This is a genomic window from Planctomycetaceae bacterium (assembly GCA_041398785.1).
Classification (GTDB): Bacteria; Planctomycetota; Planctomycetia; order Planctomycetales; family Planctomycetaceae; genus JAWKUA01.
In genome coordinates, this window is record JAWKUA010000003.1 from 54,784 (window position 1) to 80,286 (window position 25,503).

Sequence of the window (25,503 nt, forward strand, 5' to 3'; positions counted from 1 at the left end):
GAACGCCGAACAACAACGTCACGGGAACGCCGGTGCGATATTCCGGCGACAGTTGCGGTTTGAACAGTTGCACCGACTTTGCAGACGACGAATGCCAGCGCCACCGGATCAGCGCCGGTTGCTGGTGAGCCTTCGTTCCGGGAAAAACAGCAGGGCAATCACCAGCACAATGCCCGCCAGCAGGAACCACGTGCGACCGCTGAAGAGTCGGTGGAGTGAAACCCCGCCCCTGGATTTCGGCTGCCCGGATTCAAAGGCCGATTCGTCAACGACGTCCGCGGCAGCGACTGTGGCCGGATCATCAAAGAACGGCTCGTCGGAAAACTCCGCCTTGAGTTCGCGGGAGGATGAGATCTGCGTCACCGGCTTGCGGGCAGTCTTCATTCCCGGAATCACCAGTGGAGCGGGATCGGCCGGTTCCGGAAGCTGCAGCCCGACGTCAGCGGCACCATTCGTTTCGTCGCGGAAACTTACCGACATCGAATCGGCCGGTTTCGACGGGTGATCGCTGAAGGTAAACGACGGACTTTGCTGAGCTGTAATTCGCAGGCCTGCCGATTCACTGCCCGCGACTGCTTCAGCCGGATTCTGCCAGTTAAACGCGGCGGCGTCGGCTGGCTCCCACGCGTCAGCGGCGTGATTCTGACCGTCAGTGGAGAATCCATGCCGAGCGGCGGCATCAGCAAACAGGTTGAACGCGTCACGGCGATTCAGCTGATGGTTGCCAGTCTCGCGGGCATCGCTGACCAGCCGGTCAAATTCATTTTTCGCATCGTCGGAAGTCGCCAGCAATGGAAACGCGGCAGCGTCGGCGTCGGCCAATCCCGGAGCGGCTTGACTCTGACTTCGTCCGTGCGCGACGCCCGCAGAATCGACTGCGGCGGCTTTTGGCTTTGTGTCAGCCAGCAGATCGTCAAAGTCCAGCACAAAGTCGTTGTCTTTGGTTTCGGTGCCCGTCCCGGCGAACTCATCAAACGCGTCAGCCGCCTTTGACGACTTCACGGACTCCGCGCGAGCGACGGCGTCAGATGTTCGCGCCGACAGGTCTTTCAGATCCGGCAGGTCAGCACCGAATTCGGCCATGGCGGCGTCAAAGTTGTCGGCATGTTCATTGGTCGCCTTCCTGGCGCGGCTTTCGTCGAACTGCCGATCGACAAACGCCGCAAAGGATTCCGCGTCGTCGTCGATGTCGGATTCGGACACCACCGAACGGATCGACTTGTCGGTGGATTTCGCCTTTGACTCAGCCAGTTTCGCGTCGGCCTTCAGAGAATCGAATTCGGCAAATGCTTCTGCCAGCGCCTCCTCCATTCCGGCGGGAAGTTCGCGGGCTGCCGGTTTCTCAGCCACATCGGATTTGACTGCGGCTTTCGGCTTCGCCTTCGGCTGACCCTGGACAATGACTTCGGGTTCCGGGAAGCGGGGCTTCCTGGCTGCAGCGTTGTCGATGTCCAGAAACGGATCCGGTTCGACAGCGTTCCTGTCCGGCCGATGCAGCAGACGTCCCAGACTCAGCTTACTGAGCCGCGTGTCCCCCGAATCGTCCGACGGATTCTGCTGGTCCTTTTCGCGCGAAACGAACAATCCCCTGGCGGCCTTGAAGGGACCACCAGCCGCTTCCTCCTCGGCTGGATCGGTGGCCGCAAGCCGCGATTCCGCGGCCTCGTCCGAACGCTCCAGGTCCTCCAGTGAAACGAATCGGCTGTTTCCGGGCATCAGTTCCCGCAGGCGGCTGCCCGAACAACCCGAGGCTGCCACCAGCAACAGACTTGCGAACATCGCGATTTTGGCTGCCGACATCGTGTCGAACCTTCCCTCATTCTGACAGGCTCAGCATTCACAGCGGAGGATCCGACCGCTGTAGTCCCACTTCTTCTTCTGATCGTCATTTCACCACTGGCCGGAAAAACCGTCATTGCCGATCCGGTCCGTTCCGCCGCCGGTACGTTGTCCGCAGTTCCGATCCGGCAGAGTCTTTGCATCGCGAAAGCCAGCCAGGCTTTGACGGCAGGCGTTCGGACGCACTACGGTTCGGTCCGAAAACTGTGAAAATCGACTAAAGTCCGGCTCCCTGTCTTCCCCACCAGACGACGAATTCTGCGCCATGAGATCACTTCCCCATTTGCCGCTCGTGTCCTGCCTGATCGCGCTAGCCGCTGTCCATCCCGTCGCCGCTCAGACTCCCGCGGAACGCATGCACGCGATTTTTGACACGGAATGGCAGCGCACGCTGAAGGAAAGTCCGACGTTCGCGTCACAGCTGGGCGATCGGCGCTACAACACCCGATGGCCGGACGCGTCGCTGTCGGCAACCAGAGAGTCGCAGCAGCAGACCCGTCATGTCCTGGCGCAGCTGAAACGCATCGACACGTCGCAGCTTTCGGCAGCGGATCAGCTCAACCACAGACTGTTCGAGGATCAGTACGAAACCAGCATTGCTGCAGAAGCACCGGCTGCATCTGCTGCCGCTGAACCAGCGAGGCGGAATCCAGGACGAGAGCAGCCTGGCGGATCTGTTGAAGTTTGACAGCATTCGCGACTTCGAAGACTGGATCGCCCGGCTGCGTGCGTTTCCGACGTACATGGGCCAGACGATGCGCTCATGAAACAGGGAATGCACGAGGGCATGCTGCATCCGAAAGTCGTCATGCAGCGAGTGCCCGATCAGATCCGCAAACAACTCGTCGACGATCCTCGCGAGAGTCTGTACTACAAGCCGTTCCGATCGTTCACCATCGAAATTTCAGACGCTGACAAATCCCGGCTTCAGAACGATGCCGCTGCGGCCATCGAGGAATGCATCCTGCCCTCGTATCGAACGTTCCTGAAATTCTTCGAAGAGGAATACCTGCCCGCGTCGTTTGACAGCGTTGGCTGCTGGCAGCGCCCCGAAGGACTGGAAATGTACGCCGCGCTGGCACGACAGTTTACGACGACCGACCTGACCCCCGAGCAGATTCACCAGATCGGACTCGACGAAGTCGCGCGGATACGAAAGGAAATGGAAGCCATTCAGCAGCAGGTCGGCTTCGAAGGTTCGTTTCAGGAATTCCTGACGCATCTTCGATCAGATCCGCAATTCTACTACGACAATCAGAACGACCTGCTGGAAGCCTACCGGGAATGCTGCCGCCGGATTGATCCTCAGCTTCCAAATCTGTTTTCTCGCTTGCCGAAGATCCCCTATGAAATCGTGCCTATCCCGTCGCAGATGGCTCCCGACACCACGGCCGCTTATTACCAGCCGCCCGCCGCCGACGGCAGTCGCGCGGGAGGCTACTACGTGAATCTCTACAAGCCCGAAGCGCGGCCGAAATATGAAATTGAAGCGCTGTCGCTTCACGAGTCCGTTCCGGGGCACCACCTGCAGATCGCGCTGGCGATGGAGCTGGACGAAATCCCCGAATTCCGCCGCTATGAAGGTTACACCGCGTTCATTGAAGGCTGGGGACTGTACAGCGAAAAGCTGGGTGAGGAACTCGGCCTGTACCAGGATCCGTATTCCAAATTCGGACAATTGACCTACGAAATGTGGCGAGCCGTCCGGCTGGTTGTGGACACCGGAATGCACACAATGAAGTGGTCTCGCCAGGACGCCATCGATTTCTTCGCCGCCAACACCGCCAAGACTCTGCTGGACATTGAAAACGAAGTTGATCGCTACATCGCCTGGCCGGGCCAGGCATTGGCCTACAAGATCGGCGAATTGAAAATTCGCGAACTTCGAGCCCGCGCGGAAGCGCAACTGGGAACTGCCTTCGACGTGAAGGAATTCCACGACGTCGTGCTGCGAAACGGAGCCGTGCCGCTGGCGGTGCTGGAAGAGATCGTCGACGCGTGGCTGGCGTCGAAGAAATGACCTGCAGGGCGGATGCCGGCCCGTCACATTCGCCGTTCCAACAACGCGCGGCTTTCATTCAGTTCATCGCGATGATGTGAAGCCCGCGTCCGGATCGGAACGCACCTCTATGTCAGTTTGCGCTCACGGATCCAGTCGGTGTGGACTTTCTCGCCGCGAGGTTTGTCAACGCGTTCGTAGGTATGTGCTCCGAAGTAGTCTCGCTGAGCCTGCAGCAGGTTCGCGGGCAGCCGACCACGACGATAGCCGTCATAGTACGTCAGCGCTGAACTGAACCCAGGAACCGGCAGGCCCAGTGCGATCGCCGTCGCGACGACTCGACGCCACGCGGGCTGAGCCTTGCTGATCGCAGACTTAAAGAAATCGTCCAGCAGCAGGTTTTCCAGTGTGGGGTTCTTGTCGAATGCCTTCTTGATGTCTTCCAGAAATCGGGACCGAATGATGCAGCCGCCTCGCCACAACAGCGCGATTGGTCCGTTGTTGAGCTTCCAGCCGAACTCGGCGGCGGCGGCGTCAAGCTGAACAAACCCCTGTGCGTAGCTGCAGAGCTTGGACGCATACAACGCCTGCCGAACGTCATCGACAAACTGGTCACGGTCGCCTTCAAACTTCGTATCCGGTCCGCTCAGGACGGTCTCCGCACGCACGCGCGCGTCCTTCTGCGCTGACAGGCAGCGGGCGAACACAGCTTCCGTAATCAGCGTCGTGGGGACTCCCAGATCCAGAGCGTGCTGGCTCATCCATTTGCCGGTTCCCTTCTGGCCGGCCGTGTCAAGAATCAGGTCGACAAGATCCTTTCCGGTTTCCCCGTCTTTGACCGTAAAGATGTCGCGAGTGATCTCAATCAGATAGCTCTCCAGCTCGCGTTCGTTCCATTCCCGAAAGACCTGATGCAGTTCCGCATTGGTCAGGCCGACACCGTGTTTCAGGATGTAGTAGGCTTCGCAGATCAACTGCATATCGCCATATTCAATGCCGTTGTGCACCATCTTGACGTAGTGCCCTGCCCCGGCCTCGCCAACCCAGTCACAACACGGGATGTCGTGATTCGGACCGACCTTCGCGCTGATCTTCTGCAGGATGTCTTTGACGTATGGCCACGCTTCCGGGTGACCTCCGGGCATGATGCTCGGGCCCTTCAACGCTCCTTCTTCACCGCCGGAAACGCCGGTTCCGATGAAACGAAACCCCTGCTCCTTCAGTTCGTGATGTCGTCGATTGGTATCCGTGTAGTCGGCGTTGCCGCCGTCAATGATGATGTCTCCCTTCGCAAGCAGCGGCTTCAACTGCTCGATCACGGCATCGACCGGCGACCCGGCCTTGACCATAATCATGACGCGGCGAGGCGATTCCAGGCTGTTGACGAAGTCTTCCAGTGATTCATAGCCGTGAATCCGTTCGGCCGTGCCGGGCTCAACGACGCCCGCCGGCCGGCTGCCAAGGCCGTCGATGAACTCACGCATCGTTTCCGTGGTGCGGTTATAGACAGCGACGTTGAAGCCCTTGTTGGCCATGTTCATGACCAGGTTCTGTCCCATCACTGCCAGGCCGATCAAGCCGATGTCATGTTTTGCCATTGGTAGCGGATTTCAAAGAAGAGGAATCTTGATCAAACGTAAGCGCCCGCTGTTCGCGAGTCCTGGTGCAACGGGACGTCGAACACCGAGCAGCAGTCGCGCAAGCCGCAAATCGTGTGGCTGCACCGGTGGCAGCAGAACTGCGGCGTCATCGCTGAATTCTGGCGGAACCGCCTTCCGCGAATGACCTGACCTGTTCCAGAGACGCCATCGTCGTGTCGCCGGGAAACGTTGTCAGCAGGGCTCCGTGAGCCCAGCCCAGCCGCAGCGCCTGTTCCGGAGTTTCGCCACCCATCAGGCCGTAGAACAGGCCGGACGCGAAACCGTCGCCGCCACCGACTCGGTCAAGCACATCCAGTTGCGTCTCCGGAGCCTGATACGTCTTGCCATCCAGCCACAACACAGCGCTCCAGTTGTGGCGATTCGTGGAAACGACTTCGCGAAGGGTCGTTGCGACGGCTTTCACATTCGGAAGATCCCTGGCGACCGATTCCATCATTCCGAAGAACGCCGTCGGGTCGAGCTTGCCCTTCTTTTCCACGTCCTGACCCTTCAGTCCCAGGCCCTTCTGCAGATCCTCCTCGTTTCCAACCAGGACATCGCAGTGTTCGACGATTCCTCGCAGCGTTTCCTGGGCTTTGTCGAGGCCGCCGGAAATCGCCCACAGCTTCGCTCGATAATTCAGATCGAACGACGTGACAGCGCCGGCCTTCTTTGCCGCCTTCATGGCTTCGACGATCACTTCCGGCGTCGTCGGCGAAAGCGCCGCAAAGATACCTCCACTGTGAAACCAGCGGACTCCGCCGGCAAAGATTTCGTCCCAGTTGAAATCACCGGCTTTCAGCATTCCGGCGGCTTCGTTGCTGCGGTTGTAAAAGACAACGGGAGCACGCACACCGCAGCCCTGATCGCTGTACACAGTGGCCATGTTCGGCCCGCGAACGCCGTCATGTTTGAACATTTTGTAGAACGGCCTGACGCCCATCGCCCGCACTCGTTCACTGATCAGGTCGCCAATCGGGTTGTCGACCATTGCCGTCACGATGCCGGTTTTCAGACGAAAGCAATCAGACAGGTTCGCCGCGCAGTTGAATTCTCCGCCGCTGACATGGATGGCCAGTTGCGTTGCCTTTCGGAACGGAATGCGACCGGGATCCAGACGATGCACCATCGCGCCCAGTGACACAAAGTCCAGGGCGCCGGATGCGGGAATTTCAAGCATGAAGCGTTCTCCACCGGGGTTTCGGTTGATGTCGGGCGGGTATCCTAAAGACCGCACGCATCGAATTCAAAACCACGCCGGAACCCGCACGGCCGTTTGCCGAATCTGCGAATCATGTGCCGCTTACGGCTCACGAATCAGTTCGTCCAGCCGTTCGTGCTGTTCGATTGTCGCCGCAACGACTGCTGTGGAACCCTGCCACGAAAACTCCAGATCCGCGAATTCGGTCTGCCAGCGCTGCTGAACGGCATCCTTCCGTCGAGCGGCCACGCGGTGCTTCTGTTCGATCCGAACGGCTTCCGGAAGCGGCTCAACGCGGAGCACGCTTCCCTGTTCATCAATGTGAAACGTCAGATCGAACTGGATCAGAATCACGGACGCATATTCGGCAAACGACACGTCCGGCAGTTCCCCGGCACGCCACAGATCGTAGGGAACCACATCCGCGTTCTCGATCTGCAGTCCCGCCTGCGGTGCCGCAGCCGTTAGCAGCTCGCGAGGTTGCGCGAGTCTCGGCCACGATGCCGGCCGATCGGCGACAATCGCGCGGTAGGTATCCGCCGGCATTATTCCGCGCAGACCGGAGATTTCCTGCCGACGCAGTTCGATGACCGTTCTCAGAGATTCGGCAGCCCGTTTCGGACCGATGTAAACAAAATGCTCCGAATACGACACGCCGCAGTTGAGGGATTCCGCGATGCTGCGCAGCAGTTGTGCGATTGTCATTGTTCCCGAATAACTACCCGGATCGGCTGTCGGATCGATCCGTCGGTCCAGGATGACAGGAATTCCTGTGTCTCGCTGCAGTGTCTGCAGCAGGTCTGCGGTCCGTGCGTCGCTGACCGTAAGAGTCAGTTCAGCCGCCAGCGAATCCTGGAGCGACCGCCCCGACAGAAGCCTTGCCGACGGCTGGCAAAGCGCCGGCTGCGCTGACACGGAAATCCAGCCGGCCATCCACAGTGCCGCGATACTGTTCGCTGTCGTCCGCATTCTAATTCGACTTGCCAGAAGAATTGCCAACCTAAAAACGGACCGCGTGAACATCGGGCTGCCAGCGACCGGCCTGTTCAGACGGTGCAGATGCTTCGACAGCGAAACACCAATCCGCCGATGAACCAACAGCAGCCGCCGATCCCCAGCAGGATCCCCACATCGCAAAACGGGAACTGTCCCGACTGAATAATGATCGCCGGGCGGTAGTATTCCATCACGCTCAGAAACGAAACATTCTTCGCCGGATCCCAGAACTGAGCCAGAAAGTTCAGCAGAAACGACGACAGCAAGACAGCGAAGACAACACCAATCGCGCGAGTCCTGTGGTTGCTGAGAGTCGAGACCAGAAACGAAAAGCCGCCGACCGCACAATAGACAGCGAACAGGTTCAGCATCACAAACAGCGTCGGCAACCAGCCGGGCCGCATATCGGGCTGCAGAACTCCGGAAGCCAGAAAGTGACCGAGCCAGCCCGACGACAGCATTACAAGACCGGAAACCGCCCAGCCGATCGTTTCGCCGACGTACAGCGTCCACCGCGAAACGGGCAGCCCCAGCAGAAAGTCAACGGTTCCGCGGTCGATTTCTCCGGCCGGAAGACGAGTGCAATACATCACTTCATGGGCCCACGTCACCGCCAGCACGGACGGATGGACCCACAGGAACGCCTGAATCATTTGAGCCGTGAACTCGTCGCCCGGATCGATCCCCAGCAGCGCGGTGATGATTGGCTTGATGAATGGCAGGCGTTCAAAGACCTTGTCGATGTCGCTGAGGATCTTCGGCAACAGCGTCGTCAGCAGGGCCATAATCAACCCCAGCCCCACGCTGAAGAACAGCACCGGCCAGCGAATCTCGTGGAAGATCTTGTTCAGGATGCCTCGCATGGTCCACATCGTCAGCGACCGGCGGGAAGACCGGCAGGAAGGAAGTCACCGGCACGGCGCCGGTGTGATGAATTTGAGCCGGAAGAATACTCCACTTTCGAAGCAGGGATCACACAAAGCCCGCACCTTCGCGGCACAACGTCGCGGAAGAAACGCAACGCGAAATCTAAAGGCATGACGAAACCCTGTCCGCGTCCGGCGGATTGTTTCTCCGGTCAGGCAAGTCACTCTTCGTCCCGGTAGAATCCGCGAAACAAGGCGTCCAGACTCGGTGGGCTGATACTCATGTCAGCAATCGGCTGAGTCGCCGCCCAGGTCACAAGTTGCCGCGACGGACCCTGCATCGTCAGTTGCCAGCCGTTTCGAAATCTGCGGTCCGGCGTCAGAAAGTCGGGCCACGATACCTTGTCGGCGCACTCTTCAGAGTCAAACACCAGCGAAACCATTCGCGGCGCGCGAGCCTTCAGTGCGTGCAGTGTATCATTGGCAACGATCCGCCCGCTTCGAATGATGGCAACGTCGTCACACAGGCTTTCGACTTCGCTCAGGGTGTGGCTGGAAAAGAACACCGTACGACCATCCGCCGCCATTTCGCGCAGGCAGTCTGCCAGAACATCCTGCATCAGAGGATCGAGCCCCGAAGTCGGTTCGTCCAGAATCACAAGGCGAGGCCGATGGGCGAGCGCCATCACAAGGGCCAGCTTCTGGCGATTTCCCCGCGACATCTTTCTGACCGGAAGATCGGGTTCCAGCCGAAATCTCTCAGTCAGCCGGTTGCCCTCCGCCTGCAGATCCGTGCCGCGAATCTGGCTGACAATCCGAAACGCCTTTCGCGCCGTCAGCCAGGAATACAGCCGGACATCGCCCGCGACATATCCGACATCACGCTTGATGCAGGCGCTGGCCGACCAGCAGTCGTGTCCCAGCACTCTGGCGGTGCCATGCCCTGCCTTCAGGAATCCCAGCAGGATGCGAATTGCGGTGGACTTTCCTGCGCCGTTGGGACCAAGGAAACCGAAAATTCTGCCGGCCTGGATCTTCAGGCTGACGTCATCGATGCCGCGACGGCGACCGTAGGACTTGCTCAGGTTTTCAATGTCAATGGCGATCATGGCGGGCAATCGTAGCGGGAACCGGAAGAAACGGGACCGACTGCCAGGAATTCCGCGGCGACTCCAGCAACTTCCTGATCGGCAGCTTGTCTGCGTCCTGTATTTGTTTGACGGTCCCGCAGTTTGACGGTTCCCCGGCCCGGGGATCCCGTGTCGCGCGCGGGCAACAACGCAGTCGACGACGCAGGTATTGCGTCGAACCGACGTCAGCGGTCGGACAGTTCAGGCACTTCAGCTACTTCGCAGTCTGCCGCCTTGAATGCCCTGAATCTCACGGATATCATCCTCCGCCCGCTGCGTTCTTTCGCGGCGAATTTCGCTTTGCGGTGGCTATAGCTCAGTTGGTTAGAGCGCTGGATTGTGGTTCCAGAGGTCGCCGGTTCAAATCCGGTTAGCCACCCTTCCCTGCCCGACGTTTCCGCGTCGGGTTTTTCGTGCGCGGGTGCGCGAACCCACGATCGCCCTTTTTTGGTTTTTTTTCGATCGCATCCGGTCGGTGCAAAGTTCGTGTCCAGCGCATTTGTTGGGACCAGTGCCGCCGACTAAAATCGTGGTGCCCCAAAAAGCCTGGTGGCCATCGGTCGCGGTTGGCGGGAGCGCGACTTCGCGATTCCGTTCACGCCTGTCGGCGTCCCGCCACCAGGCGCAGCAATTCCCTTCGCGGCAGTCTTCAAGTCAAAGTACCCGAACACCGTGTGACCCAGCGTCAAACAACAGGTCCGCCCGTCCCGGACATCCGGAGGTGACAACATGAGTGGCCAATCGACAGCGGAAAAACTCAAGCGATACACGCAGCTTGAATACATTCTGGTCGGCGACCTGAGAGACCTTCTCGAAGACCCCATCGACGACGACAATTTGCGCTGGATTCACGCCGTCGTCGACGCGCTGCTGGACTCGCTGCCGGTCGAGTTTGAACTCAAGCGACAGGGCGGCTACCTGCGCGAAGTTCTGGAACGCCACCCGAACTGGCTCTGTCATGTCGCGACTCTGGAGAGCCAGCATCGCCGACTGTGTCGCCATTTGCGAGAACTGCGGAACCGGCTGTCCGACCCGGATCACGTTGAGGAAACAGCGCGCGTGCTGAGCCTGGAGCTGAAAGCCTGGATGGATAATTTCGACGCTCACAACCGCCAGGAACGCCGACTGATGCAGACAGCGATGAACCTGGAGGTCGGCACCGGAGACTGATGCAGCATGCCGGACGTGAAGTTACTTCGGCCGCCGCGGATCGCCTGACAGAGGCAGCTTCACCGTTCGACCGGTCCACGCCGACTGATAGATCGCAAGGATAATCTCCACGCTCTTCCTTCCGTCCACGCCATCAACCCGGGCCGGCCGTTGATCGCTGATGGCTTCCACAAAGTCCTTTAGCTGGTCACGGTGGCCGACATAACTGATGGCTTTCGGATCGGCCGCTCCGCCGGTGTTTGCCGAACCGGCCGCGAATTTTCGGCGGATCGCGGCGTCTCGGCGGTCTTTCGTGCGGAATTCCCAGCGAAGAATGTCGTCCTGTTCGACGATCGCGGTGCCGTTGGTTCCGTGGATCTCCGTCTTCTTCAGCAACCCCGGCCACGCACTGGTTGTCGCCTCAATGACGCCGATGGCCCCGTTGGCAAACCGCAATGTCGCGACACCGACGTCTTCAACTTCAATGCGTTCGTGCGCCAGAGTGCCCGTCATTCCCGTCACCTCCACCACGTCGCCCATCAGCCAGTAAAGCAGATCGACCTGATGAATTGCCTGGTTCATGTACGCCCCGCCGCCGTCCATGTCCCACGTGCCGCGCCATCCACCGCTGTCATAGTACTCCTGAGTTCTCCACCACTTCACATACGTGTCGCCAAGCGTCAGTCGACCGAACCGACCGGCATCGATCGCAGCCTTGAGTTCCATGTTTACGGGGCTGAACCGCGACGGAAAAATTGCACACAGCCGGACGTTGTTCTGTTCACAGGCATTGATGATCGCGTCGCAGCGCTTAAGCGTGATTTCCAGCGGCTTCTCGACGACAACGTGCTTGCCCGCTTTCGCTGCAGCAACGGCCAGGTCGCGATGAGCGCCACTGGGCGTGCACACGTTGACGATGTCGACGTCGCTGTCCGCCAGCATTTCCTTCAGGTCCGTATAGGCTTTGCAGCCGTACTCTCTGCCGAAACTGACAGCTCGTTCTTCGACCGTGTCAAAGCACGCAACCACGCGGGCACCGCGGATGTCAGCGATCGCCTTCGCGTGGAAGTGCGAAATCATCCCGGTACCGACAATTCCGAATCCGGCTGGCATAGGAAATTCCTGAGTTAAGATAGAAGCTTTGGTCGAATGGCCCGGGCCGCAGGCGACCATGCTTTGCGCACTGTCCGTCGGCCAGGGCACGAATTGCGACCGGACGAAACCGGTCGACTTCTTCCGTTCCACCTGCCGCAACGGATGAGAACCGCGCTACGAAGCCCGTTTCTTCTTTGCGGACTTTTTTTGGCCGATTTTTTCGTTGTTGCTTTCTTCTTCGCCGACTTTTTGACTCCGCCCGACTTCGCCGCCTTAGCCTCCAGCCATTCGACGGCCTGCTGCACGGTGATTCCGTTGATGTCCGTGTCTTTGGGAACCGTGGCATTGATCCTGCCGTGTTTAACGTACATCCCGTAGCGGCCCTCGAACACGCCGATCGTCGCTCCGTCGTCCGGGTGATTGCCGATTTCGCGAAGCGGCTCCGGTGCGGCTCGCTTTCGCGTGTTTTTCAGCATCTCGACGGCCGCGTCCATTGTGATGTTCAGGACGTTGTAAGTCTGGCCGTTGAACTCATACGTGTGAGTCTTGCGGTCATAACTGGCGTAGACCTTGTCGTGAAGCACGTATGGCCCAAACCGACCGATACCTGTGTTGACGACCTTGTCGGTCAGCGGATGCTTGCCAATACGACGCGGCAGTTCCAGCAGCGCGACGGCGGTCTGCAGATCCAGATTCAGAGGATCGAAACAGTTGGGAATGCTGCATCGTTTCGGTTTCGGGTTTTCTTCGGTGACTTCTCCCAGTTGCAGGTACGGACCAAAGGGACCGCTTAGCTGATAGATGGGCACTCCGTCGTCGGGGTGCATGCCAAGAGCCGTGGGACCCTTCTGTTTTTCTTCCAGCAGCCGCGTGGCCAGCGCGTTGTTGATGTCTGCGGGAGCGACCGTGGCCGGGATTGACGCGGTGACCTTCGATTCGCCGTCAAGCTTTTCGAAGTACGGTCCGTACTTTCCGACCCGGACGTCGACATCCAGACCTTCCAGCTTCAGAGTGCAGGCTTCCCGCGGATCGATATCGCTTTCGCGCTGCCTGACCTGTTCATTGATTCCGTCGTTGCCCGAATAGAACTGCTGCAGGTATGGCAATCGGTCAGCATTGCCGGTGGCGATGTCGTCCAGAGTCTGTTCCATGCCCGCTGTGAACCCCAGATCCACGAGATTCGGGAAATGGTTCTCCAGCAGTTTCGTGACCGCCAGCCCCTTGAACGTGGGAACAAGCTGGCTGCCGTTCTTATTGACGTATTCGCGGTCCTGAATCGTGCCGATGATGCTGGCATACGTTGAGGGCCGGCCGATCCCTTCGGATTCCAGTTTTCGAACCAGCGACGCTTCCGTGTAGCGGGCCGGCGGTTTGGTTTCGTGAGGATTCGCTTCGACGCTGTTGCAGTCAAGATTGTCGTTTTCGGACAGCGGCGGCAGCGGTGAGTCCCGGTCGTCCAGAGCGGCATCCGGATCGTCGCTGCCTTCGACGTAGACTCGGAAGAAGCCCGGGAATTCGACGGTGCGTCCCGAGGCCCGGAATTCCGCATTTTCAACGGCGATCGTGACAGTATCGAATCGCAGGAGTGCTTCGGCCATCTGCGTGGCCATCGTGCGCTTCCAGATCAGGTCATACAGCTTGTATTCGGCACCGGTGACTCCGATTTCGTCGGCGGTTTTCATTTTCTTTCCCGCCGGACGAATGGCTTCGTGAGCTTCCTGGGCTCCCTTGGTCTTGCTGGTGTACTGCCTGGGCGACGGGCTGAGGTATTCATGGCCGTACAGGTTTTCGATACGACCGCGAGCGGCGCTGACCGCCTCACCGCTCAGATTGACGCTGTCGGTACGCATATAAGTAATGTGTCCGGCTTCATACAGCCGCTGAGCGGTCTGCATGGTCTGCCGCGCCGTCATGTTCAGTTTGCGGTTGGCTTCCTGCTGCAGGCTGCTGGTCGTAAATGGCGGAGCCGGCTTGCGGTTCTGTCGTTTTTGCTCAACTTTGGAAACGATCCAGTCGGCGGACTTCAGCTTTTCCTGAAGTTCCTTCGCCGGACCTTCTTCAAGCAGCAGCACACCGGCGCCTTCTCGAAGCCTTCCGGTGTTTTCGTCGAAGTCTTTTCCGGAAGCGATGCGTCGGCCGTCGACTGTCTGCAGAATCGCTTCGAAGCGACCGCCCGCAGTCGCTGACTGGCCCGCCTTCAGGTCCGCTTTCAGGTCCCAGTACGTGCCGCTGTGAAACTTCATGCGTTCGATTTCGCGTTCCACAAGAATGCGGACAGCCACGCTTTGAACGCGCCCTGCGGAAAGTTTCGGAGCGATCTTCTTCCACAGCAAAGGGCTGAGCGTGTAGCCGTACAGGCGGTCAACGACGCGGCGCGTTTCCTGAGCGGCGACCAGGTTTTCGTCCATCTTTCGAGTATTCGCCAGCGCTTCCAGAATGGCGTCGCTGGTGATTTCCGAAAACACCATCCGCTTCACGGGAACTTTGGGTTCCAGCAACTGCACCAGATGCCAGCCGATGCTTTCTCCCTCACGGTCTTCGTCGGTCGCGACGATCAGTTGATCCGCGTCCTTCAACAGATCCTTCAGTTCCCTGACGATCTTCTTCTTATCGGCCGGCACGACATACAGCGGCTCGAAATCGTTGTCGACATTGACGCCAAGATTCGCCCAGGACTCCTTCTTCAGCTTCGGAGGAACCTCCGCGGCTTTCGCCGGCAGATCGCGCACGTGTCCCACGCTGGCTCGAACGACATAGTCGCTGCCCAGGAAACCCTGAATTTTCTTTGCCTTGGCGGGCGATTCGACGATCACCAAAGCCGTTTTTCGAGCAGCCATGCGTGACAGGTTCCAGGGTGGTTTCTATGAAGGACGGGACGATTGCATTGGCGAAAAAGCGGCCTTTGATCCGCCGTAACCCGTGATTTGGGTTGACCTTGTTTGAGTTCGTGCGACAGCTAGAATTCGCGGCTTCCAACTGACGGCGGACTGACTGGCGGGGGCGGTGGGATAAAGCATCTTTCCGTCCCCTGTCAAGTGTGCCCTCAAAATGTCGCCGTCGCGACACCACGTCGACAGCGTTGACTCGCAGCCGACAGGACTAACCAAAGGCACCGCCGGAATCAACGCCGTTCCTGCTCCGGATCGCGCCCACCGCGTTTCGTGAACCGTCCCGCCAGGCGTTTGCCGACTTTCATTTCGAATGAGCAATTCTCATGGCTTCACCGTTTAAGTTCTTCCGAAAACATCAGGCAGGAATGATGGTCGTACTGGTCATCCTGTCGATGCTGCTGTTCACACTCGATTCCCTGTTCAGCACGCGCGAACCGACATACTGGCTGCTGGGACTGCTGATCGGCGGGGCCGCATTCGGCATTGCCGGAATCAGTCAGGGACGCTGGCTGCAATGGGGACTCGGCGGCGGCCTGCTGGGAGCTGCACTTGGGTTCATGCTGCCGACGTACCTGAGACCGCCGGGGGTCATCAGCACCTCTCTGGGGATCATCGAACAGGAGGAACTGGATGACCTTGAGATGCGGCGGTTCATCGCCAACCGGTTTCTGGTGGAAGCGACCGGCGCATCCGGCCAATTCCCTCAGCAGTTTGGGTTTGGACACCAATCCATCAGCAAAGACGTTCTGTTTGGAAAACTGCTGCAGGCGAAAGCTGAATCGATCGGTATTTCCGCCACCCAGTCAATGGTCAACGACTTCATTCATCAGGCCACCGCTGAAAAACTCACTGCGCCGGACTTCGCACGGATCCGCAGTTCGATGCGGTATCAGGGCCGCACACTCGACGACGAAACCCTGTTCGAAATCCTGGGGGATCAACTGCAGGCGGTTCTTGCCTATCAGATGCTGCGGCCAGCCGTCGCCAGTCTGCCGCCGGCGCCGGAAGTGTTCTGGCAGTATTTCCGTCGCCTGAATGTACGACAGCAACTGAATACAGCCGCGTTCGACGTTGATGCGTTTCTGGATCAGGTCGCAGAACCCACGGACTCTGAAGTTGAACTGCTCTTTGCCGAAAATCGGCAGAGGTTCCCAAACGAACTGGAAGGTGGTTCCGCTGGCTTCCGGTTGCAGGATCGCATGCAACTAGCCTACCTGGAACTCGACTACGAAACGATGGAATCGCAGGTTCCCGAAATCTCCGACACGGAGATCGAAGAATACTACGAAGCCAACAAGGACGTGGAATTTAGTATTCCCGTCATTCCGGACGCGAACTCCTCCGATGACGCCGAACCTGCAGCCTCCGACACACCATCGACCGACGAAGCGACTCCGAAACCCGGGGATGCTGGCAGTGATGATGCTGCCGTCGACAAGGACAGTCCGACCGAGGGCGAGGCAGATGTGAAGCTGCCGGACGCGAAAACAGAAGTTCCCGAAACCGAATCGACTCCTCCGACGGAACCGGAGTCAGCCTCCGACACTTCCGACGAACAAAGTGCTGATCAGCCGGACGGTGCCGACGAATGCAATCCGTTCGCGCAGGACGACGACTCCGGCGACAACGCGACGGGGGAATCCTCCGAGTCGACCGCTTCGGATGAAGCGGCGTCCGATGGCGCGACAGCCGCTGAAGAAGGCGCGGCCCCTGCTGTGGCTGAGGACACACCTTCGGCAACTCCGGCTGACGGTTCCGCGCCTGAGGCCGCTGCGACTCAGGAGCCCGGTACGCCTCCCCTGTCTCTGGAGATCCCCGAAACGACTCCTGACGCCGCCACGAAATCCGGCGACGACAAGATGGAGGTCACTTACGAGTACCGTGAACTGAACGAAGATCTGAAGAGCCAAATCCGTGACCGACTGCTGCGCCAGCGAGCACGCGAAGTCATCAACGCGAAAACCCGCGAAGCGCTCGCTGTGATGCAGACGCTCTCAAAGAAGCGGGATCGGTTCGCGTTCGGACTGATCGAGGAGAACCCGGAATACCACGTGACTCGCGGCGAAACAAATGAAGCGTCCGAAGAACTTCGTGCCCGAGTCGCGGAGTACGCCCGGGAACTGAACGCCGAACTGAAGGCATGGGCGGCGGAGAACGGCTTCGCGTACGTCGAAACTCCGATGCTTTCGTATGCCGACCTGTTGGATGGCGAAAACTATCCCATCGGACTGGCCAAAGATCCGGAAGAAGACGCTTTCGGCCGTTCCCAGGGAGCGAACGTCGCCTACACAGTCTTCAGCGCGTTTGTGAACCAGTCAGCGCGCGAGATCGATCCTGCGAACGTCGACACCCAACTGTACATCCCGAGACTGGCGGCGACTCAGTCCTTCGGAATGAATAACAGCGGCAGCTACTTTGCGTACTGGCCGATCAGCTTTTCGCTGTCGCACGTGCCCACGCTGGACGAACCCGGTGTGCGAGACCAGGTCGTGCTGACGTGGAAGCGACAAAAGGCCCGGGAACTGGCGGAAAAACAGGCCACGGCCCTCGCTGAAGAAGTACGCACGGAGCTGGCGAAGGAAGGTGAGGCGAAACCAACGATGGCGTCGGTACTGGAAGGCCGGACGGTCACCGACCAATCCGACGGAGCCGACCTGGCAGTGCGGACGACTCAGCCGTTTTCCTGGCTGAAGGCGCCTTTGACGCCTCAGATGAACTTCCAGCAGCAGCAGCAGGTTACTCAATCGACAATTCAATTTTCGGGTGATGGAACGGACGTCCTGGGTTCTGTCGGCGATGAGTTCATGCGAACCATCTTTGAAGAGATGAACGACGGAGATATCAGGGTCGTCCCCAATTTTGATCGGTCAGCGTATTACATCGTGCAGGTCACGAACCGGTTCCCGACTCCGGAAATCGGTGAGGACGACCTGCGGGAACGCTTCCTGAACGAAGGTCAGCAATTCGCGTTCGCCGGAAGCCCGATCATTGATGTGATGCAGCGGGAAATTCTGCTGCCGGCCAACGTCGAATGGGAAAAAGCGATCTGGCGTGAATTCGGTGTGAATCCGGATTCGGAGGAATAGCAGACAAGTCGCATCGGAACCGACGAATCAACGTCACTCGTCGCGGACTCAATCCGTGAACCGGCGCCGACCGGTCGGTGTTGAGTGGAGAAGAGAATGTCGGCAGACGACTATATCTCACGTCCCCATGACCTGTTCACTCGACAGAGTCTGGAGCGACGTGAGATTGCCCGCGACATTATCGGCCATTACCTGCCGCCGGGCCTTGTACGGCAACTGAAGCTGGAAACGCTTACTCTGGTAGCGGGGAGCTTCGTTGACAGCGAACTGCGGGCCAGCCAGTCGGACGTGCTGTACGATGTGCAGTTCAGCGACGACCGCCACGGGCAGATCTACATCCTGTTCGAACACAAGAGCCATGCGGACTCGGCCACGGCATTTCAACTGTTGAAATACATCGTGCGGATCTGGGAGCGACAGCAGCGGCAGAAGGAATCGCTGACGCCGATCGTCCCCGTTGTCCTGTATCACGGTGCAGCGTCATGGACGACGGCCCGATCAATTCCGGAAATGGTTGACGCACCGGATTCTCTGACTCCTTACATCCCGGATTTCACGTTCGAGCTGCTCGATCTGACAACCTATCGGGACGATCAGCTTTCAGGGGAATCTCTTACACGGGCAACTCTGCTGTTGCTAAAATACATTTTCGATGAGGACTTGCGGAGTCGATTGGCGGAGATCCTGCGGTCAGCCGCTGAACAACGTGGCGGTCATGAGCTGACAGAAATCCTTCGCAGCTTCCTGACATATGTCGCGGCGGCCGCTCGCCGGATTGAGCCGCCGGAGTTGAGGTTGGTCGCCCGGCAGTCACTTGGTGCAGAAGGGGAAGACGTTGTGAGTTCGATCCTTGAGCAATGGGTTGCGAAGGGACGCGAAGAGGGACGCGAAGAGGGACGCGTGAATTCGCTGCGCGGCAGCATCCGCGATATCCTGGAGGTGCGATTCCCCGACGACGTTGCCGGGTTCGAACCACGAATCAATCAGATCGAATCGGCCGACGCACTGCAGCAACTGCTTCGGCTGTGCGTCGCAGCGGCTTCAGCGGCGGAAGTCAGGCAGTGGCTGGACAGCCGCTCCTGATCCGAATCGCTGTCACTCCCCGTTAAGACTGCGATTCAGCTTCCGCAGGGCTTCACCTTCAATCTGACGAACCCGTTCCCTGGTGAGGCCCAGCGATTCGCCGATTTCCTTAAGTGTGCGGGGTTCGCTGTCGTCCAGTCCGAAACGCATGCGCAGGATGGATGCTTCACGGGGGTCCATTTCGTCCAGCAGACGAAAGACGTGAATCATGTTGTCACTGTTGATCAGTTCGTCTTCCGGGCCGCGATTGCGATCATCCGGAACGATGTCGCCCAGCGTCATTCCCGTTTCGTCCTGATCAGACTGTGGCGAAGCGTTGTACAGCGCGATGGCCTTCTTAACGATCCGCAGCTTCTTCCTGGGAATTCCCATTTCGCGGGCGATATCTTCGGCGGTCGGCGTGCAGTTGAGTTCTTCCGTCAGCTTGGCGGACGCCCGACGCCACTTCGACAACAGTTCCACCATGTAAGCCGGAATTCGAATGGTCTTCGCGGAATTCACCAGGGCTCGTTTGATGGACTGTTTGATCCAGTAGCTTGCGTACGTGCTGAAACGTGTGCCCATGTCCGGGTCGAATCCCTCAACCGCTCGCAGCAGGCCAAGGTTGCCTTCTTCGATCAGGTCCTGCAGCGGCAGGCCCTTGCCGGCATAACCACGCGCAATGTTGACCACCAGGCGAAGGTTCGCACGAACCATCCGGTCACGGGACGCGGCGTCTCCGGCGGAGATATTTCGGGAGAGCATTTTCTCCTCATCAGCGGTCAGCAGCGCCGTTTCATTGATTTCACGCAGGTACGTTTCCAGCGGTGTCTGCAACCTGGATGATGATCGTGTTCTGCTGGCCGTTGATGACATGGAGACCCTGCTTCCGGCAATTTCGTGACGAAGCGCGTTCGCGGCGCGGTAGAGGAGATACTCTGGAAGGAGCTATCGACTCGTCATGACGGCCGGGTGCAGGACAAACCAGCATATTTTGCCGGACAAGCCTGTTCGCGGAAGGAAGCCGAAACATCCCGTCGATCCACCCGTTTAAGGTCGAATCGTCAAAGCCGCAGACTCGTCACAGATGGCTGCATAAAACGGGACAAACGAACAGCGAACGAAGCCGGGAGCTCACGAACGATGTTCGCCATTCGGCGCCTGATCCCTGATACGACCAGACACGCTGCACGACGAGATCGCTGCGGGGACCACCCTGATCCCGCTATCCGGCTTTTCGCGGCAGAAGTTCGCGGGCCGCTTCTTCCACTACATCCGGATTAATCGTCAAACCGGGATGAGCGTAGTGAACCGCCTGAAGCGCGTCGCAGATCCTCACCAGGCGACCCGCAGAACCGCCACACGCTGACGCGGCGGCCTGAATCGCGGCGTCACTGATCTGCGACATGTCAGCATTCCGCCGCAACAGCAACTGACGCAGAAAAACCGCAGATTCATCGTCGGCGAATTGCTCCAGGACGACAGAAAGTCCTGACAACTGCCGTAGTTGATTCGCAATCGGCTGTTCCGTCGCCACGATGACGGCAATGCCGCCGCTGGCTTGCCGAGCCAGTGCGACAAGTCCCTGCAGCACGCTGCTGACGTCTTCAAATGAAAGATGAATGTCGTCCAGCAGCAGGATCGTGCGGTGTCCGCAGGCGGTTCGACCCGACAACTCGTCCTGGACAAGTCGCAGCAGTTCGGACCGGGGCGTGCCATCCGGAGTCAAAACCGACAGGGAGGCGGCGATATGCCACAGCAGGGACACTTCGTCGAGTGCCGCTGCGCTGACCAGCAGAGTCGAAAGCAACGGGCGATTCAGTTGAACGCGCAGGTGTCGCAGCAGTGCCGACTTTCCGCTGCCGAAGCGGCCTTCCAGAACACCGAATGGCTCACCGTTCTCGATCAGATACGCAAGCCGGTGACAGGCTTCCGTCTGGGAGCGGCTATTGAAAAACCACGACGGTTGCTCGGACTGGCCCCACATTTCATTCCTCACTGGGTTCGGTCTTCAGAGTGCCACGCTACAATCGGGGTTATCGGCCAATCCGGCGCCTTCCAACCAGCCATTTCACGGCCTGCCGGGCACTGTGCCGCGACATCGATCACTTCGGCGTTGTTCCAGCCCTCGAAAACCAAACTATGGCTCAACTCAGCTACGAATCTGCCGGAGTCAATCTGCAGCTCTACGAGCAGGCGATGCAAAAGCTGCCGAAACTCATGCGTCAGACGCAGACGGCAGGAGTGATGGATCTGCCGGGAGGGTTCGCCGGCCTGTTTCGGCTGACCGCCATTCGCCAGTGGAATGATCCTGTCCTGGTTTCCGGAACGGACGGTGTCGGAACAAAAATCAAAGTGGCGATCATGCTGGGCCGCTACGACACGATCGGCATCGATCTGGTCGCGATGTGCGTGAACGACTGCCTTTGTCTGGGAGCGGTTCCGCTGTTCTTTCTCGATTACATCGCGATGGCCCGCGACAATCCGCCTCTGCTGGAACAACTTGTTTCCGGAGTCTCCGCGGGTTGTCAGCAGGCCGAGGCTGCGTTGCTGGGCGGCGAAACCGCGATCATGCCGGATCTCTACGCCGACGGCGACTTTGACATGGCCGGCTTTTGTGTTGCGGCAGCCGAACGTTCCGAACTGATCAACGGAACAGAACGCATCGCACCCGGCGACGTGTTGATCGGTGTGCCGTCGTCAGGATTTCACTCCAATGGATACAGCCTGATCCGCAAGGCTGTGTTTGAACACGCCGGACTGGCCGCGTCAGACACCGTCGCGAAGCTCGAAAACCGTACGGTCGGCGACGTCCTGCTGACCCCGACACGAATCTACGCGTCGCTGGTTTCGAAACTGCTGCATTCGGTCAGTAATGACAATGTCCACGGCATCGCTCACATCACCGGAGGCGGCATCGTCGAAAATCTCGAACGCGTACTGCCCGCTTCCGTGGAAGCACGACTACGGCACGACTCGTGGACAGTACCGACAGTGTTTCGGTGGCTGGAGGAGCTGGGCGATATCGCGGAACCGGAAATGTTCCGCGTCTTTAACATGGGAGTCGGACTGGTGGTTGCTGTCGCGCCGGAGGTTGCCGAATCCGCCGTTGCCGCGCTTTCGACGGATGAATTCCCGGCCTTCGTAATCGGTGAAGTCGCCGCCGGTGACGGAACAGCCCGCTTCAACGAGCCAAACTGATACCGCAGCATCGCCAGCCGAACAATCTGCCCCGATCGCCTGCCGGTTCACTCGGTTCAGCGTCGTCAGCCGGCACGAACGGAATCAGCGCAAGCGTTCGCGGTCAGTGACCAGCAGCTCGAAGGCCGGTGATGCTATCAGCGTTGTCACAATCGCCATCAACACAAGAATGACGAATAGCTCCTCGGAGATTACGCGGCGTTCCAGACCGATGTTGATGATGATCAGTTCCATCAGGCCGCGAGCATTCATCAGGGCTCCGATTCCGAACGCTTCCCGGACAGGGATTCCCGTCCGCCATGCGGCCAGCCAGCAGGCTGCTCCCTTTCCAGCCACGGCGGCAAGCAACACCAGACCACAGAGACACCACAGGTAACCGCTGTTCAACAGCGTGATGCGGGTATTCAGCCCCGAATACGTGAAGAACAGCGGCAGCAAAAATGTTACCGCCAGCGGCTGGATGCGGTCGACCAGAGCACGCTGCATCGGTCCGCGCGGGATCACGGTCCCCATGACAAACGCTCCGAACACGGCATGCAGTTGAATGATGTCTGTGAACCAGGCACCCAGCGCCATGCAGACAAGTCCAATGGCCAGCCCCGTTTCCGAAAGCTCATCTTCAGGACCGATCAGGTACTTCACACCGTGCCGCAGCAGCGGCCGCATGACTTCTGCGGCAAAAACGACGAATGCCAGGCCGCCGCCGATGCTGCGAACGGCAACCGACCAGTCGCCGTCAAAACTGGCCAGTACGACGGCCAGAACACACCAGGCCGCGGCGTCGTCGATCGCTCCGGCCCCGATCGCCACGGTCCCCATGCGAGTTCCCGTCAATCCCTTCGAGTGGATGATCCGCGCCAGCATTGGGAACGCGGTGATGCATAACGACGCGCCCAGAAACAACATTCCCTCGACCGGCGACGTCTGCGGCGGAAACAGTGCTGTGTGGCGAACGAAGAACCACGCCAGAACAGCACCCAGCAGGAACGGAGCCACCATCCCGGCGAGCGACACAGCCAGTGAACTGCGAAAGTGCCGGCCGATGATGTCGACACGAAACTCCAGGCCAACAACGAACATGTACAGCGCCAGCCCGAGTTGCGACACGGGAAACAGATAGCTCTGCGAATCGCGGCCCGTTTGAGTCGCATCCCACGGAAACAGCGTCTGCTGCCATGCCGGCAGCCAAAGTCCGAACACCGACGGTCCCAGCAGAACGCCGGCGATCATCTCCGCGACAACCTGCGGCTGCCCGAAACGAACCGCGATCAGACCGACGACGCGACAGATCGTCAGGATCACAGCGACCTGCAGGAAGAACAGAACCGCGAGTTCGGAGTTCCCCATAAAACGTTCGCTATTCGCCGCGCACCAGATCCAGCACCGCGTGAAGAACTCCGTCCGCGACCTTGTGCAGGAAGTCGCGGTCCAGAGTTTCCAATGTATCCGTCGGCATGTGGTAGTGCGGGTTTCGCATGAAGCTTGTATCCGTGATCATCAGCGCTGGGTAGCCCGCGTCCCAGAACGGACTGTGATCGCTCAGGCGAGTCGGCGGCAGCGGATTGCCGTTGTCCGGGATCTGCAGCGTTTCCGTCGGCAGACCCGGCACCCTTCGAAACGCGTTCGCGAAAGCCTCAAGCAGGCTACCGGAATTCTGGTTGCCGACGACTGCGATAAAGTCGCCGGTGTTCGAATACTGCCCCTCCATGCCTGGCGGAAGCGACTGGCTTCCCGGTTTGTGATCGCAGTAACCCAGCATCTCCAGCGACACCATACCCACCAGGTCCCTGCCGAGGGAACGGCAGACTTCCGCGTGATAGGCGCCTCCCAGCATCCCGAGTTCCTCCAGGTCAAACACGACCAGTTCGGGCGTGACATGTCGTCGAGTCGCGTCAGCGAATTCCGGCACACCTGCCAGGATTCGAGCCACTTCCAGCAGTGTGGCAACAGCCGACGCGTTGTCATCGGCGCCCGGAGTATCTTCCTTTGTGTCCAGGTGAGCTCCCAGAACAAACAACCGGCGACGGTCGCCGCGCGCCGATTCCCCGGTGTCTCCGGGCAGCCGAGCAGCAAGGTTAATGCCGTTGTAAGCGGTCAGCATGCTGTCGCGCGCAGTGAACGGCATACGCTGAACGTCCCATCCGGCGTCAGTAAGCTGTCGTTCGCAATACCGGCGACAGTATTCCAGACGTGCAGATTCCGCGCATCGGGGTTCCGACGCGATCTCTCGCAAATGATTCCAGATGCGGTCAATGTCGGTGTTCATGGCGTGTCACCTGGCGTCGGCGAACAGCCCTGTGCCACGGCGTTCCCGTCAATCCCGATTCAGATCGGCACTCAGTCGCAAACTGTGTGAACGGCGGAAAAACAAGAGCAGCGCACCTTTCGGGAAGATGCGCTGCCTGCTGATCCCGATTGATTCACGCCAGCTTCTCGCGGACGCGTTCCAGCAGTTTCTTCGTTGCCTTGATGCCGTCCGGTTCGCTCAGCTTGCCGCCTTCGTATTCGATGCCGACCCAGCCGTGGTATCCGGCATCCAGAACGATCTTCATCATCTTCATGTAGTCGGTGTGCGTTTCGTTGCCATCCGCGTCAAAATCGTGCGACTTGGCACTGACCGCCTTTGCGTGAGGCATCAGTTCGGTCACGCCCTTGTAGCGATCGTATTCCTCGTCGCGGCTGACGCGGAAGTTTCCGAAGTCCGGCAGTGTGCCGCAGCGTTCGTGGTCGACCTTCTTAATCACGGCGGAAAGCCATTCTCCGTTGGACGACAGTCCGCCGTGGTTCTCGACGATCACGTTCAGGCCCTGCGTCGCGGCATATTCGGTCAGCGCGCGAAGTCCGTCAGCTGCGCGGTGCATCTGGTCTTCGTAGCTGCCGCCGCTTCCGGCGTTGACGCGAATCGAATGGCATCCCAGCGTCTTTGCAGCGTCGACCCACCGGAAGTGATTTTCGACGGCTTCGGCTCGCTTCGTCAGGCTCGGATCACCAAGTTGCCCTTCCCCGTCGATCATGATCAGTAACTGCTTGACGCCGTTGTCGGAAGCTCGCTGGTTCAGTTCGGCCAGGTACTTCTGATCTTTCGCCTTGTCCTTGAAGAACTGGTTGACGTACTCGATGCCTTCAATGCCGTAGTCCTTCTTCGCTGTGGCGGCGAAATCCAGATTGTCCAGCTTGCCTTCACGAATCGTGCGGTGCAGTGACCATTCCGCCAGCGAAATCTGAAACAGCGGTTCCGCGGCGGACGTCAGCAGCGCCGCTGCAGCCTGAGTTGCCGCTCCGGCCGCCAGAAAACCGGCAGACGAAGCAAGGAACGAACGACGGGTGAATTCTGTGGACATGTTGAAC

19 protein-coding genes, 1 tRNA gene and 1 pseudogene are annotated in these 25,503 nt (G+C 59.2%); 8 read left to right on the forward strand and 13 right to left on the reverse strand.

The window, feature by feature from the left end; all coding sequences use genetic code 11:
* Window positions 1-108: 108 nt before the first annotated feature.
* Window positions 109-1,800 (reverse strand): hypothetical protein, encoded by a 1,692-nt coding sequence (locus R3C19_04245; protein MEZ6059553.1) that lies wholly within the window; start codon window positions 1,798-1,800, stop codon window positions 109-111.
* Between the two features lie 394 nt (window positions 1,801-2,194).
* On the opposite strand from R3C19_04245, the pseudogene R3C19_04250 reads away from it, so the two are divergent.
* From R3C19_04250 to R3C19_04260, 3 genes and pseudogenes are all read left to right on the forward strand, one after another.
* A pseudogene (locus R3C19_04250) lies at window positions 2,195-2,383 on the forward strand (DUF885 domain-containing protein).
* A gap of 52 nt (window positions 2,384-2,435) precedes the next feature.
* A complete protein-coding gene (locus R3C19_04255; protein ID MEZ6059554.1) occupies window positions 2,436-2,606 on the forward strand; it encodes a hypothetical protein in 171 nt (56 codons plus the stop codon).
* Window positions 2,603-3,859, forward strand: coding sequence for a DUF885 domain-containing protein (locus R3C19_04260; protein ID MEZ6059555.1), 1,257 nt, complete (start codon window positions 2,603-2,605; stop codon window positions 3,857-3,859). Before R3C19_04255 ends, R3C19_04260 begins: the two co-directional genes overlap by 4 nt.
* 107 nt (window positions 3,860-3,966) lie before the next feature.
* Here the strand turns inward: R3C19_04260 and gnd are convergent, their stop codons facing one another.
* The 5 genes from gnd to R3C19_04285 form a co-directional block, all read right to left on the reverse strand.
* A complete protein-coding gene (gene gnd, locus R3C19_04265; GenBank protein ID MEZ6059556.1) occupies window positions 3,967-5,436 on the reverse strand; it encodes a decarboxylating NADP(+)-dependent phosphogluconate dehydrogenase in 1,470 nt (489 codons plus the stop codon).
* A gap of 148 nt (window positions 5,437-5,584) precedes the next feature.
* Complete coding sequence (locus tag R3C19_04270; GenBank protein ID MEZ6059557.1) at window positions 5,585-6,658, reverse strand: sugar kinase; 1,074 nt, start codon at window positions 6,656-6,658, stop codon at window positions 5,585-5,587.
* A 123-nt stretch (window positions 6,659-6,781) separates the two neighbouring features.
* Window positions 6,782-7,648: a hypothetical protein gene (locus R3C19_04275; GenBank protein MEZ6059558.1), complete on the reverse strand. Its 867-nt coding sequence runs from the start codon at window positions 7,646-7,648 to the stop codon at window positions 6,782-6,784.
* A gap of 77 nt (window positions 7,649-7,725) precedes the next feature.
* A complete protein-coding gene (locus tag R3C19_04280; protein ID MEZ6059559.1) occupies window positions 7,726-8,538 on the reverse strand; it encodes an ABC transporter permease subunit in 813 nt (270 codons plus the stop codon).
* Between the two features lie 224 nt (window positions 8,539-8,762).
* Window positions 8,763-9,650: an ABC transporter ATP-binding protein gene (locus R3C19_04285; GenBank protein MEZ6059560.1), complete on the reverse strand. Its 888-nt coding sequence runs from the start codon at window positions 9,648-9,650 to the stop codon at window positions 8,763-8,765.
* A gap of 326 nt (window positions 9,651-9,976) precedes the next feature.
* Between R3C19_04285 and R3C19_04290 the strand changes: the two genes are divergently transcribed.
* Both R3C19_04290 and R3C19_04295 read left to right on the forward strand, forming a co-directional pair.
* Window positions 9,977-10,050: transfer RNA gene (locus R3C19_04290), tRNA-His, on the forward strand.
* A 350-nt stretch (window positions 10,051-10,400) separates the two neighbouring features.
* Window positions 10,401-10,841: a hypothetical protein gene (locus R3C19_04295; GenBank protein ID MEZ6059561.1), complete on the forward strand. Its 441-nt coding sequence runs from the start codon at window positions 10,401-10,403 to the stop codon at window positions 10,839-10,841.
* 21 nt (window positions 10,842-10,862) lie between these two features.
* Here R3C19_04295 and R3C19_04300 read toward each other — a convergent pair whose 3' ends face one another.
* Together R3C19_04300 and topA are read right to left on the reverse strand one after the other, a co-directional pair.
* Window positions 10,863-11,933: a Gfo/Idh/MocA family oxidoreductase gene (locus tag R3C19_04300; GenBank protein MEZ6059562.1), complete on the reverse strand. Its 1,071-nt coding sequence runs from the start codon at window positions 11,931-11,933 to the stop codon at window positions 10,863-10,865.
* Window positions 11,934-11,947: 14 nt separating this feature from the next.
* Window positions 11,948-14,752: a type I DNA topoisomerase gene (topA, locus tag R3C19_04305; protein MEZ6059563.1), complete on the reverse strand. Its 2,805-nt coding sequence runs from the start codon at window positions 14,750-14,752 to the stop codon at window positions 11,948-11,950.
* A 377-nt stretch (window positions 14,753-15,129) separates the two neighbouring features.
* Here topA and R3C19_04310 point away from each other — a divergent pair, with 377 nt between their 5' ends.
* Together R3C19_04310 and R3C19_04315 are read left to right on the forward strand one after the other, a co-directional pair.
* Window positions 15,130-17,892 (forward strand): hypothetical protein, encoded by a 2,763-nt coding sequence (locus tag R3C19_04310; protein ID MEZ6059564.1) that lies wholly within the window; start codon window positions 15,130-15,132, stop codon window positions 17,890-17,892.
* Between the two features lie 96 nt (window positions 17,893-17,988).
* Window positions 17,989-18,975, forward strand: a complete 987-nt coding sequence (locus tag R3C19_04315; protein MEZ6059565.1) for an Rpn family recombination-promoting nuclease/putative transposase — start codon at window positions 17,989-17,991, stop codon at window positions 18,973-18,975.
* Between the two features lie 12 nt (window positions 18,976-18,987).
* On the opposite strand, the gene R3C19_04320 is transcribed toward R3C19_04315, so the two are convergent.
* Window positions 18,988-19,830, reverse strand: coding sequence for an RNA polymerase sigma factor RpoD/SigA (locus tag R3C19_04320; GenBank protein MEZ6059566.1), 843 nt, complete (start codon window positions 19,828-19,830; stop codon window positions 18,988-18,990).
* Window positions 19,831-20,179: 349 nt separating this feature from the next.
* A complete protein-coding gene (locus R3C19_04325; GenBank protein ID MEZ6059567.1) occupies window positions 20,180-20,941 on the reverse strand; it encodes an AAA family ATPase in 762 nt (253 codons plus the stop codon).
* Window positions 20,942-21,096: 155 nt separating this feature from the next.
* Here R3C19_04325 and purM point away from each other — a divergent pair, with 155 nt between their 5' ends.
* Window positions 21,097-22,155 (forward strand): phosphoribosylformylglycinamidine cyclo-ligase, encoded by a 1,059-nt coding sequence (purM, locus tag R3C19_04330; GenBank protein MEZ6059568.1) that lies wholly within the window; start codon window positions 21,097-21,099, stop codon window positions 22,153-22,155.
* Window positions 22,156-22,239: 84 nt separating this feature from the next.
* Here purM and R3C19_04335 read toward each other — a convergent pair whose 3' ends face one another.
* From R3C19_04335 to R3C19_04345, 3 genes are all read right to left on the reverse strand, one after another.
* Window positions 22,240-23,502 (reverse strand): cation:proton antiporter, encoded by a 1,263-nt coding sequence (locus R3C19_04335; GenBank protein ID MEZ6059569.1) that lies wholly within the window; start codon window positions 23,500-23,502, stop codon window positions 22,240-22,242.
* 10 nt (window positions 23,503-23,512) lie between these two features.
* Window positions 23,513-24,421, reverse strand: a complete 909-nt coding sequence (locus R3C19_04340; GenBank protein MEZ6059570.1) for a M28 family peptidase — start codon at window positions 24,419-24,421, stop codon at window positions 23,513-23,515.
* Window positions 24,422-24,575: 154 nt separating this feature from the next.
* Window positions 24,576-25,496 (reverse strand): sugar phosphate isomerase/epimerase family protein, encoded by a 921-nt coding sequence (locus R3C19_04345; protein ID MEZ6059571.1) that lies wholly within the window; start codon window positions 25,494-25,496, stop codon window positions 24,576-24,578.
* Window positions 25,497-25,503: the final 7 nt, after the last annotated feature.